Source organism: Microvirga vignae, assembly GCF_001017175.1.
In the GTDB taxonomy this organism is placed as follows: domain Bacteria; phylum Pseudomonadota; class Alphaproteobacteria; order Rhizobiales; family Beijerinckiaceae; genus Microvirga; species Microvirga vignae.
The window spans coordinates 37,975-49,242 of record NZ_LCYG01000054.1 but is presented as its reverse complement, the minus strand read 5'-3'; the positions used below and the strand labels follow the sequence as shown (position 1 = coordinate 49,242).

Sequence of the window (11,268 nt, the reverse complement as noted above, 5' to 3'; positions counted from 1 at the left end):
AATTTCCAGACACCCTCTAGAGCATCGGACGATTTGTCGGAACCGCCCGGTTCCCAACTCTGCCCAGCGGACCGGGAGTAGGCGTCGAGGATGCGCATTTTCGTCCGATGCTCTAGCCATGGCGGGCCGTCGCTGACGCGGAGCGCTGCCTCGGCCGCGACGACAGGGGGTGCGACCTCTGGAGACCCGCACCACGGGTCGTCTCAATCGGCCAAGCTGCTGTCCTGTCCGGTCAAGCAAGCTGTCCCGGGCCTGTTTAGAGTGAAAGCGCGCCTGCGGTGCCCCGGCGAGATGCCTCTTCCCGGGAGCCGCACTCCCGCACCCTTTCGAACCCGTCTGAGGATCGCAGCCATGAAAGCAACGTCACTCACGCTCTCCCTGATCGTCGTCAGCGTCCTCACGCTTGGACATGAGACCGCGGCCCAGACGCCCCCCGCCATTCCTCCGCAGATCAGCACGCCGGACAAAGTCGAGACGCGCCTCGGCATCCTTGAATTTAAGGACGGCGTGCCAAGCAAGGCGACGCTGGACAAGGTCTACGACAACCTCGACGCCACCTACGCGTATCGCGCGTTCATGGACAACATGCGCGGCGTCAGCATCCATGCGCTGCGCAAAGGCATGCGGGAGATCGGGGTAAAGGACAATGAGGTGCTCGTCTTCTCCGAGCTGATGGACGCCAAGTCCCTGTTCCTGACGGCTAACGCCGACACGATCTACGTCATGGGCGCCCTCGACCTCACCCACGGCCCCGTGGTGCTGGAGGCGCCCCAAGTTTCTGGGTGTCGTGCAGGACGCCTGGTTCCGCTGGATCGTTGACCTCGGCCTGCCCGGCCCCGACCGCGGAGAGGGCGGCAAGTACCTGATCGTGCCGCCGGATTACAGCGGTCCGCTGCCGGACGGCGGGTTCTTCGTCGCACGCGCCCGGACCAACCACATCCTGTGGTTCGGCCGGTCGTTTCTGGAAAACCACAGCGACCCCAAGCCGGTGGTCGAGACCATCCGGACCTCCACCAAGGTCTATCCCTACGAGCCGGGCGGCGTCGGCACCCCCATTGCCGAGTTCCTGGAGGGCAAGGCCAAGCTTGGCCGGGTTACGCCGCCGCCATCGACCGTGTTCCATGAAGGCAGCGGCAAGGTGATGAACACCATCCCGCCCAATGACTGGAGCTACTTCGAGATGCTCAACGAGGTGGTGCAGCAGGAGCCGGCCACCTCGCTCGACCCGGAACTGATGGGGCCTCTGGCTGCCATCGGCATCGTCAAGGGCAAGCCCTTCGCCCCCGACGAGCGCATGAAGACGATCATGACCGAGGCGCTCGCCGTGGCCAACGCGACGGCACGCAGCCTGTTCATGAGCCCGCGTGATCCGGGCTGGTTCTACTATCCGAACTCGGCGTGGTTCAACTATCTGTTCGACACCGGCTACGAGTTCGAGACGCCGATCCCGCTGGTCACGCCCGAGGGGGCCAAGCCGTTCCCGGCCACCGGCTACCGACGATGGATGCGCGCACGAACTTCTTCTACGGCGTTACCGGCATCACACCCGCCATGGCCATGCGCCTGCCCGGCATCGGCTCGCAATATCTCTTGGCGATGTTGGACGCGGACAAGAACCACTTCGATGGCGCCAAGACCTACAAGGTGACGCTGCCCAAGGGCATCCCGGAGGCCAACTTCTGGTCGTTCACCGTGTACGATAACATGACGCGCTCGATGCTCGACACGCCGCAGCGTTATCCCCGCGCCGGCAGCCAGAGCTATCCGTCACCGGCCGCCGAGCCGGATGCCGACGGCGCGACGACCATCTACTTCGGCCCGACGCAACCGGCGGGCGTGAAACGCGGCAACTGGATCCAGACCACGCCCGGCAAGGGCTGGTTCACGATCCTGCGTCTCTACAGCCCGCTTGAGCCGTTCTTCGACAAGAGCTGGCGACCGAGCGAGATCGCGTTGGTGCGCTAGGAGCCATTAGAGCGTCGGACCTAAAAGTGGACGCACCCCGGCGGGTTCGAGATGACTTCAGGATTACTGAGGTGCAGAACTCATTGGATCCGACTTCTCGTCCGATGCTCTAGAGCATCGTGCGGAACCGGAGGTCCGCGTCAGTGAAAAGTGGATCCGGTTTTCCGCAATCAACGATGCTCTCGTTTAAGGAGAAAGCATCGGACCCAAAAGTGCAAATCCACTTTTCTCGTCCGATGCTGTAGAGCTGACGCTCGTTGAGCGGCCGGAATTTCAAAGTTTGACCCAATGGAGAATTCGAAAGCATCACCTCCGTGACGGATCACCTGTCATGCCGGCTCAACAGAATGTCCTTGGCTTGGTTGACGCGAGCTGCGAGATAGGTCGAACCGCCCTGATCCGGGTGGAGCTTCTTCATCAGGGTCCGGTGTGCCTGCCGGATTTCATCAGGTGTGGCCCCCGGTCTGAGGTTCAGGATCTGGTAAGCCTCCTCGGGTGTCATGACATTCGATGCAGACTGACGGTCTGACCGTGGCTGCTCCTCATGCCGAGTGTCTTCCCGAGTGCCTTCGCGCCAATGAGGAAAACGACGGTCGAGATAGGCCTCAAGAAGGCGAACGCCGTCCGGGTCGCCGGCATGACACTCCCTCAGCAGATCCCGCAGGCGTACTGTATCGAGTGAGGCCAGTTGCCGTCCGGCAAAAGCACCCGCAAGCACGCAGCCTTCAATGGCGCCGGTGTCGTGATCGAGCGTCATTTCGAGCAGCCGCGAGCGCACACGCGAAATACTGCCGGAGGCCCGCTGCGTACGCGAGCCGAAACTGGGGAGATTGAGGCGGCTCCAGCCGAGAAGCCAGGCTCCGAGACTTCCGATCAGCAGGGCCAAGTCGATCCGCCCCCGCACGGCGAGCAGTCCGGCAACGCCGAAGGCCACAATGCCGCCGATGATCTTGAGGACCTTCGCAAGGGTGGCAGGGTTCGCATGCGCAAAGTTGCTCAGAAACCACCACAGAACGGCAACAGCCGCGATGCCATACAGCAGCATCACGGCTTGCGTCCGGTGATGGCGGTGAGCAGGCCCCGGGCCTGCGCGCTGCCGGCAGTCAACTGCGCGAGGCCCTCGACGCCGCTGGCCGCGTAGGCGGCGGCGGCGCGCAAGAGTTCGGACAGGGTGTGGGGGGCTCCTGCATCGAACCGGGCATAGGCGCCGCCGCTCAGACGGGCGATCTCCTGAAAAGCGCGGGCCGCCTCCGGGTCATGCCCCTCGTGGAACATGAAGGTCTTGACCCCGAGGAGACCAAGCTCGCCCGCGACGGCACAGAGATCGTCGATCGGCTCCTCCATGGCATCGCCGACATAGACGAGTACTTTCACTGGAGCTTGGCGCGCCTCTGTCCGGACGTGACGGAGCACCCGCCCGATCTGGGTTTGGCCACCCCGGCAACTGATCTTTGTCATGAGATCGGTGAGAGCCCGCGGATCGGCCACCCAGCGGGAGGCGCGGCACTCACCGAAGCCTCGGAAGTAGACCAGTTGCACCGAGAGGCCCCCGGCATCACTGGTTGCGGCGAACATCTCGCCTTGCACACGACAGGCGAGATCCCAGGTAGGCTGTCGGCTCATGGTGGCGTCGAGAGCGAACACGAGCCTCGCCCGGGGCGCCTTGCCCGCGAGCGGTCCAAGACGCTTTGCCTCCGCCAGGAAGGTGTCGATCATCGAAGCTGGACTGCCAGCAGTTGTGGGCGGTTGTGTGAGATCCTTCTTGTCAGTCATTGTATCTCCCTCCCCAAGGATGTGGGGTTCGTGGGAGCGGCTGTAAATCCTGAGAACAAAGGCACAGTTTCATATGGCCTGGTTCGGAGACCTGCACAGATGGGGAGGACAGGTAGGTAGAGTAATCGATGCATCGGGCGATGAAAGTACTGCGAAACGGCTTGTGAGTTGAAGTAGTCGGAATGTCTCCCAATGAACCCTTTGAGACGCTTGCTGATGGTCCACTTTCTCCTGTGACGCGGAAGTTCGCTCAATGCATCAAGTTGCTGCCTCCGTCGGACCACGAATGCATTCGTGATCCTCGGTGGGTCCGCACCTCCGCAAAAGTCTGCGCATCTTCGGCGAGCCTGTCCCTGCAAGGGTGAATGGCTTTGCGTAGTTATCAGCCGGTGGAGATTGCTGGGATGGATGTTCAATGCTTCCCGGTGATGACACTCAGTATGCTCTTACCTGAAGTCCCGTGTGGCGACTTTGATTGCCGGAATACTCTCTTGAGCATGCCGGGGCTCGGGTGGCGGCGGAGCGTCAATCCGATCGAGCGGTAGTCCTCCACGATCTCGCGGCCCTCGGTCATGGGAACAAGATCGACCTGCGGCTCAACGATCTTGGATCGGATCGTGCGGCCTCGCTCGTCGGCGGCCGCCAACAGCGGATCACTTCAATCATTGTGTTGGGGAACTGCCAGCCATGATCCCGTCCTTGAGCGGATCGAAGCTGATCAGGCGGCTGTAATTGAGCCCACCGCCGTGCGCGCTGCCAAAGGCCGTTCCAATAGGATCGAAGCCGGTGACTTCAATCCTGGTGTTGCCGAGGCTTTCGGCCTGTACGAGATTGAAGAGAATACGGGCATTGGTCGGCGACAGTCGGATACAGCCGTGCGAGGCCGGCGAACCCAGACGGCCCGTGACCCGGCTCCCATGAATGGCGTGCCCGGCATCGGTGAAAAAGATCGAGTGCGGCATGGGGGCGTTGTCCCACTCCCGGGAGAAATGCTCCCTGGACAGGCGCGATGGCGTAAACGCTCCTGTGGGCGTGGAATAGTCGGTCGTCCCTGTCGAGACGGGCCAGGAATAGCGCTCCACTCCGTCGACCAAGACGGTCATGCGCTGCGTCGTCTTGTTCACCGAAATGGATATTTCGGCGCTCAACGCGGGAGCGGGCAGGGCGATGGCTCCGAGGAGGAGCCATGTGGATGGGATCCATTCTCGCATCGGCTGCCTCCCTGGGGTGACAACGTCCTCAACGGGGGACGCTCCTAAGATGATGATCAGAAACGGCTGAGGTTCCCGATGCTGCTCATTTTGCAGCCGGGCGACAACTCGACGGGGCAAGGCAGGCGAGCCCCTTTCCACAGTTGTGCTGAGTGACAGATCGGCAACGGGTTGGCTGAGTGGCGGCTGTTGGGGTGTCTATGCGTACTGCCTCTTTGCCGTTACCATTGCGATTTGTGCGTTCAGTTCATCGGCCCTGGCGAATTCCTGCACACTCTCGGGCGACCCCGCTGGATTGCCTTGGCGAGCCGGCAGAGCCTCGATGAAGCCATCGGCGTCGCCCACGCCTGCCGCTGGCGCTTTCCGGTCCTGTCCGGGCACGCGAACGGCCGCCTCACCTTCACGGCGCGTCTTGACCCGGCCAGCTCGGAGCCTCAGGTGGTCTTCCCGTCCTTCTGTTTGACCCAATTCGGACATTCGAGAGTAATGCCCGGACTCATCCGTTCAAGCGGTCTCAGCCTTGCGCTGTGGGCGTCTGGCAGATATCCACCCAATCTGCGCCGGCAAGATCCGCCATGCGTTGTGGAGAGATGCGCACCGCTGCGTGGATCGCGCCCGCTGCGGGCACGACCTCGTCGAAGGCCTTCAACGAGATATCACAATAGATGGGCAGAGGCTGAGCTAACCCGAACGGGCAGACGCCGCCTACCGGATGCCCCGTTATGGCCTGAACCTGCTCGGCATCCAGCATCGAGGCTTTGCCGCCAAAGGTCACCTTGACCTTGCGGTTGTCCAGGCGGATGTCGCCTCGGGTTACAACCAGAAAGGTGCGCTCGCCCACGCGAAGGGAAAGCGTTTTGGCAATCCGTCCCGGCTCCACGCCGTGAGCCTCGGCAGCCTGGGTGACGGTAGCCGTGCTTGTGTCCATCTCGATGATCTCGATATCCGGGGCATTCTCGGCGAAAAAAGCACGAACGGATTCAAGGCTCATGTTTGGGGGCTCCTGAGCAGGTGGGAGGGAATGACAGAAATAGACGAGGTGGTCAGACGAAGAAAAGCCTGCCGGACGGATTTTAACGCCGCAGACCACTGGGGGGCATCGTCAGGCGAGACAGTTTGCGCCGCCGCATCGCCCGATGCGGTCCCTGTAGCTTGACAGGGTCCAACCATTCCTCCAGCTTAAAGTTGTCAGACCAATTTACTGATCGAAGGTGCCTTGGCCCCTTCGTAAAACCGGAGGTTCGGACGCATGATGCAACCGGACTGGAGGCCGCAGCCTCCTCGTGCAGCATCCGCCAGGATGTCGATGGTGATGAGGGCTGTTGCCGAATATATCGGCCGTTCGGATCTTCAACCTGGCGATTGCCTGCCGGCCGAGCGCGTGCTGATGGCGGAACTTTCGGTCGGCCGCTCCACCCTCCGCGAGGTGATCCGTCACTGGCAGGCCCTGGGTGTCGTAGAGAGCCGCAGGGGAAGCGGCACCTACCTGCTGCGCCGGATTTCGCCCGAGACCATGCACCTTCCGCTTGTCGTCAACACGGGGGGCAACGGCCTTCTGCAGATGATGGAGGTACGGCGCGGACTGGAGGTGGAGGCGAGCGCTCTCGCGGCCATTCGCGCTAGCGCAGCCGATCTGGAATTAATTGAGTCGAAGCTCCTGACCATGGAAGCCGTCTTCCGCGAAAATGGTTGTGCCGGTCCCGAGGATCTGGAGTTTCACCTCTCGATCTACGATGCCTGCGGCAATCCTCTCTTCGGCCAGCTGCTCTCCCAAATGCGCGAGAGCGTGCAGACGCTTTTCGCCATGTCCCGCGTGCGCACCGATTTCGCCTCGCGCTCCTTTCCGTTCCACCGCGAGCTGTTCGAGGCCATCGCCGCCAAGGACCCGGACGCGGCCCGCGCCAAGACGCTCTCGATCCTCGCCATCGTGGAGGAGGATATCAAGGACATGATCACATGAGCACTTCTGCCGATCCGATAGCCCGCGCCATGGCTGTTCTCGCCCATGACGGAAACCACGCCTACGATGCCGTCGTGCCGCCGATCGCGCAGACTTCACTCTTCACCTTCGGCTCCTATGCGGAGATGGAGGAGACCTATCGGGGCCAGAAGGTGAGGCCCACCTACACTCGTGGCTTCAATCCTACGGTCCGGTTGTTCGAGGAAAAGGTGGCTGCCCTTGAATATGGCGAGGATGCCATCGGCTTTGCCAGCGGCATGGCGGCAATCTCGTCCGCTGTCCTTGCCTTCGTCCAGCCCGGCGACCGGATCGTGTGCGTGGAGCATGTCTATCCGGACGCGTATCGTCTCTTTGAGACCTACCTCAGGCGCATGAGCGTCACCGTCGATTATGTCGACGGCCGCGATCTCGATGCGGTAAGGCGCGCTCTGCCCGGGGCGCGCCTTTTTTACATGGAGAGCCCGACGAGCTGGCTCATGCACGTCCACGACGTGGCGGCGCTTGCGCGGATCGCCCGCGACAACGGCGCGATATCGATCATCGACAACAGCTGGGCGAGCCCGATCTTCCAGCAGCCGCTGACACAGGGCGTCGATCTCGTGGTTCATTCCGCCTCGAAATATATCGGTGGCCACAGCGACGTGGTTGCCGGTGTGGTGATCGGATCCAAGCAGCTCGTCGGAGAAATCCGCTCCCGCACCTATCCCTATCTCGGCGGCAAGCTGTCTCCCTTCGACGCCTGGCTTCTGCTGCGTGGCCTTCGCACGCTGCCGTTCCGCATGAAGGCGCACGAGGCCGCTGCGCTCCATGTGGCGCGCAAACTGGCGGAGCGCCCGGATGTGGTGACGGTCCACCATCCGGGTCTCGGCAACGCGCTGCCTGGGGGATTGCAGGGAACATCCGGCCTCTTTTCGTTCGAGTTTGACGACAGCGTGGACATTCCAAAATTCGCGGATGCGCTGCGTTTCTTCAAACTGGGCGTCAGCTGGGGCGGGCATGAAAGCCTTGTGGTTCCCGCGCAGGTCGTCAGGGTGCAGGCGGCAGGTCCCAACTCCGCCATCGACTTCGGGGTCTCGGAGCGCGTCGTGCGCCTTCATGTCGGTCTCGAAGGGCAGGATGCTCTTGTCGCCGATCTCTCCCAGGCCATCAAGGAGGCGAAGATGAGCTAGACGAAGCCTCAGATAGGAATGGCCTGACAAGTCCGAAACAAAGGAAACACAGAGGGAAGACCATGATTCAACGCTTGTTACTCGCCACCGCGCTCGCCACCGCCTTCACCGGCAGCGCTCTTGCCCAAACGACCCTGAAACTCACGGAAGTCATCACCAGTCCCGAGCGCACGGAAACGCTCAAGAGCATCGTCAAGACCTTCGAGGACGCCAATCCGGGCGTTAAGGTCGAAATCACGTCCTTGCCGTGGGGACAGGCTTTCGAAAAATTCGCCACCATGGTCTCGGCCGGCGATACCCCCGATGTCGTCGAGATGCCAGACCGCTGGCTTTCGCTTTATGCCAACAACGGCGCCCTGGAGAGCCTCGAGCCTTATCTGAAGGCATGGCCGAACACGGCAGGTCTCACCGACAAGACCCTGGAGGTCGGCCGCACCGTGAAGAATACCGCTTATATGCTGCCCTACGGCTTCTATCTGCGCGCGATGTTCTACAACAAGAAGCTCTTCGAGCAGGCGGGCGTGAAGGAGCCGCCGAAGACGCTCGAGGAATTCGAAGAGGCTTCAAAGAAGGTCTCGGCCATTCCGGGCAAGTACGGTTACTGCTTGCGTGGCGGCCCCGGTGGCCTCAACGGCTGGATGATGTTCGGCGCCACCATGGCGGGAGACAACACCTTCTTCAAGCCGGATGGAACCTCTACCGTGAACGAAGAGGGCTGGGTGAAGGGCATCACCTTCCTCACTGATATCTACAAGAAGGGATATGCTCCAAAGGACAGCGTCAACTGGGGATTCAACGAGATCGTCGCAGGGTTTTATTCCAGCACCTGCGCCATGCTCGATCAGGACCCTGATGCGCTGATTGCCATCGCCGAGCGCATGAAGCCGGATGAGTACGGCGTAGCCCCGATGCCGAAGGGGCCGGCCGGAAAAGCCTTCCCGACCATCGGCTATGCCGGCTGGTCGATGTTTGCGAGCAGCAAGAACAAGGAACTCTCTTGGAGGTTGCTCGCTACGCTCGCCGGACCTGAGGGCAACATCGCCTGGAACAAGAAAACCGGTGCTCTGCCGATCTACAAGTCAGCGGAGAACGATCCGTTCTATTCCGGCCCGCAGTTCAAGGGATGGTTCGAGGAGCTGGCGGACAAGAATGTCGTGCCGACCATCATGCCAACCTACCTGCAGGAATTCGCCTTCTTTGCCGACTCGCTCGCGGTGAAAACAACCCAGCAGGCACTCCTCGGGCAGCTTTCTCCGAAGGACATGGCGGATCAATGGGCCGATTACCTGACCAAGGCCCAGAAGAAGTATCTCGCTTCGAGGAAGTAAGGACCTGGGCGGCGCGGCTCTTATGAGCCGCGCCGTTTCTTTTTCGGCTGCGCACAGGGTAGGAGTGCCGATGACAACCGTGCCCTTGTACGAGGAGTCTGCACATCGCAAGCACACTCCCTGGCGTCGGATCATGCTCGCGGTGGAGCCTTACATCTATATTGCTCCATCCGTGTTACTGATCACCATGATCATGCTCGTCCCGCTGGTCATCGGATTGTCCTATGCCTTTCGCGACATCCAGCTGATCAATCCCTTCAGCGGCGGCTTCATCGGCCTAGAGCATTTCCGGACTCTCTGGACGGATGCGGCCTTTTGGCATTCCATGAAGAATACGCTGGTCTGGACCTTCGCATCGGTCGTGCTGCAATTCGCGTTCGGCCTCGTGCTGGCGCTGCTGCTCAACAATCCCTTCCCAGGACGCGGCATCGTTCAGGCGCTGGTTTTTCTTCCCTGGGCCGTTCCGACCTTTTTATCGGGCCTGAACTGGGCATGGCTCTTCAATCCGGTCGTGGGCCCACTGCCGCACTGGATGGCCGCCCTCGGGATTCTATCTGCCCCCGAAAACATCTTGTCCGATCCGAGCCTGGCCATGTGGGGGCCGATCGCAGCGAATGTCTGGTGGGGAATACCATTCTTCGCCATCACACTTCTGGCGGCTCTCCAGTCGATTCCGCAGGACATCTACGAGGCTGCTTCCATCGATGGAGCTGGCCCGTGGCGGCGCTTTACCGACATCACTCTTCCGTTCCTGGCGCCCACCATCGCGATTACCGTGCTGCTGCGGACGGTGTGGATCGCAAATTTTGCCGACCTCATCATCGTGATGACGAACGGCGGACCGGCGGACCAGACCCAGATCGTTTCCAGCTACATCTTCACCCAGGCCTTCCGGCGTCTCGATTTCGGCTATGCGTCCGCAGTCGCAATGGTCCTTCTCATCCTCCTGCTGGCCTATTCTTTCGTCATCATCCTGCTGCGGCAGGCTATGCTGAAACGATGAGAAACGCTCCATGAAGTCCTCCGCTTACAGCAGGTCTTATCGGTTCCTTCACTACGGGCTGCTCGCCTTCTATGTGATCTTCGCGCTCTTTCCCCTGTACTGGCTGCTGAAGGTCTCGGTGACGCCCAATGACCTTCTCTACAGCGAAGGCATTCGGCTGTGGCCGTCCCGTCCATCGCTTGCGCATTACACATTCGTGCTTGCCCACAGCGATTTCCCTCTGTTCTTCAAGAACAGCGTGATCGTCTCAGGCAGCACTGCCGTTCTCGTGACGCTCGTTGCGGCGCTTTCAGGCTATGCGATGTCTCGGTTCGATTTCCGCGGAAAGATGTGGCTCGTTGGGCTCATGCTCGTCACCCAGATGTTTCCGCTCGTCATGTTGGTGGCCCCGATCTTCAAGCTCTTCTCGCCGCTCGGCCTCACCAACAGCCTCACCGGGCTGGTCATCGTCTATACTGCCTTCAACGTGCCTTTCGCGACTTTCCTGATGCAGTCCTTCTTCGATGGTATTCCGAAAGATCTGGAGGAGGCTGCCATGATCGATGGAGCGTCGCGTTTTCGCGCCTTCCAGCAGATCATTCTGCCGCTTACTCTCCCAGGCGTTGCCGCTACCTTAGGTTTCGTGTTCACCGCAGCCTGGAGCGAGCTTCTCTTTGCTCTGATGCTCGTCTCCAAGGCAGGGGCCAGTACTTTCCCTGTGGGGCTTCTGAGCTTCGTGTCGAAATTCTCGGTCGATTTCGGGCAGATGATGGCGGCCGGTGTCCTGGCCCTGATCCCAGCCTGTCTCTTCTTCCTCCTCATTCAACGGTATCTCGTCCAAGGCCTCACGGCCGGCGCGGTCAAAGGGTGAAGGTTCGCA

At 61.2% G+C, this 11,268-nt stretch carries 10 protein-coding genes and 1 pseudogene; 6 read left to right on the top strand and 5 right to left on the bottom strand.

Going from position 1 to position 11,268, the window contains the following annotated elements; translation table 11 throughout:
* Positions 1-351 precede the first annotated feature (351 nt).
* Positions 352-1,965: pseudogene (locus AA309_RS19900) on the top strand (DUF1254 domain-containing protein).
* A 322-nt stretch (positions 1,966-2,287) separates the two neighbouring features.
* Here AA309_RS19900 and AA309_RS19895 read toward each other — a convergent pair.
* The 5 genes from AA309_RS19895 to AA309_RS19870 all read right to left on the bottom strand — a co-directional run bounded on the left by AA309_RS19895 (position 2,288) and on the right by AA309_RS19870 (position 5,940).
* Positions 2,288-3,010, bottom strand: a complete 723-nt coding sequence (locus tag AA309_RS19895) for a DnaJ domain-containing protein (RefSeq protein ID WP_052954867.1) — start codon at positions 3,008-3,010, stop codon at positions 2,288-2,290.
* Positions 3,010-3,738, bottom strand: a complete 729-nt coding sequence (locus AA309_RS19890) for a vWA domain-containing protein (RefSeq protein WP_047190756.1) — start codon at positions 3,736-3,738, stop codon at positions 3,010-3,012. Before AA309_RS19890 ends, AA309_RS19895 begins: the two co-directional genes overlap by 1 nt.
* A 412-nt stretch (positions 3,739-4,150) precedes the next feature.
* Positions 4,151-4,384 (bottom strand): hypothetical protein, encoded by a 234-nt coding sequence (locus AA309_RS19885; protein WP_047190755.1) that lies wholly within the window; start codon positions 4,382-4,384, stop codon positions 4,151-4,153.
* Between the two features lie 16 nt (positions 4,385-4,400).
* Complete coding sequence (locus AA309_RS19880) at positions 4,401-4,949, bottom strand: L,D-transpeptidase (protein ID WP_084731431.1); 549 nt, start codon at positions 4,947-4,949, stop codon at positions 4,401-4,403.
* Positions 4,950-5,463: 514 nt separating this feature from the next.
* A complete protein-coding gene (locus AA309_RS19870) occupies positions 5,464-5,940 on the bottom strand; it encodes a YbaK/EbsC family protein (RefSeq protein WP_047190753.1) in 477 nt (158 codons plus the stop codon).
* 261 nt (positions 5,941-6,201) lie between these two features.
* On the opposite strand from AA309_RS19870, the gene AA309_RS19865 reads away from it, so the two are divergent.
* From AA309_RS19865 to AA309_RS19845, 5 genes are all read left to right on the top strand, one after another.
* Complete coding sequence (locus AA309_RS19865; RefSeq protein ID WP_084731437.1) at positions 6,202-6,909, top strand: FadR/GntR family transcriptional regulator; 708 nt, start codon at positions 6,202-6,204, stop codon at positions 6,907-6,909.
* Positions 6,906-8,078: a PLP-dependent transferase gene (locus AA309_RS19860; protein ID WP_047190751.1), complete on the top strand. Its 1,173-nt coding sequence runs from the start codon at positions 6,906-6,908 to the stop codon at positions 8,076-8,078. Before AA309_RS19865 ends, AA309_RS19860 begins: the two co-directional genes overlap by 4 nt.
* A gap of 62 nt (positions 8,079-8,140) precedes the next feature.
* Positions 8,141-9,406: an ABC transporter substrate-binding protein gene (locus AA309_RS19855; protein ID WP_150117659.1), complete on the top strand. Its 1,266-nt coding sequence runs from the start codon at positions 8,141-8,143 to the stop codon at positions 9,404-9,406.
* A gap of 70 nt (positions 9,407-9,476) precedes the next feature.
* Positions 9,477-10,409, top strand: coding sequence for a carbohydrate ABC transporter permease (locus tag AA309_RS19850; RefSeq protein WP_047190750.1), 933 nt, complete (start codon positions 9,477-9,479; stop codon positions 10,407-10,409).
* Positions 10,410-10,419: 10 nt separating this feature from the next.
* Positions 10,420-11,259: a carbohydrate ABC transporter permease gene (locus AA309_RS19845; protein ID WP_047190749.1), complete on the top strand. Its 840-nt coding sequence runs from the start codon at positions 10,420-10,422 to the stop codon at positions 11,257-11,259.
* Positions 11,260-11,268 lie beyond the last annotated feature (9 nt).

Bases quoted from the DNA above. Each gene is read 5' to 3' on its own strand.
- AA309_RS19895 (WP_052954867.1), bottom strand. From the start codon at position 3,010: ATGCTGCTGTATGGCATCGCGGCTGTTGCCGTTCTGTGGTGGTTTCTG.
- AA309_RS19890 (WP_047190756.1), bottom strand. From the start codon at position 3,738: ATGACTGACAAGAAGGATCTCACACAACCGCCCACAACTGCTGGCAGT.
- AA309_RS19880 (WP_084731431.1), bottom strand. From the start codon at position 4,949: ATGCGAGAATGGATCCCATCCACATGGCTCCTCCTCGGAGCCATCGCC.
- AA309_RS19870 (WP_047190753.1), bottom strand. From the start codon at position 5,940: ATGAGCCTTGAATCCGTTCGTGCTTTTTTCGCCGAGAATGCCCCGGAT.
- AA309_RS19865 (WP_084731437.1), top strand. From the start codon at position 6,202: ATGCAACCGGACTGGAGGCCGCAGCCTCCTCGTGCAGCATCCGCCAGG.
- AA309_RS19860 (WP_047190751.1), top strand. From the start codon at position 6,906: ATGAGCACTTCTGCCGATCCGATAGCCCGCGCCATGGCTGTTCTCGCC.
- AA309_RS19855 (WP_150117659.1), top strand. From the start codon at position 8,141: ATGATTCAACGCTTGTTACTCGCCACCGCGCTCGCCACCGCCTTCACC.
- AA309_RS19850 (WP_047190750.1), top strand. From the start codon at position 9,477: ATGACAACCGTGCCCTTGTACGAGGAGTCTGCACATCGCAAGCACACT.
- AA309_RS19845 (WP_047190749.1), top strand. From the start codon at position 10,420: ATGAAGTCCTCCGCTTACAGCAGGTCTTATCGGTTCCTTCACTACGGG.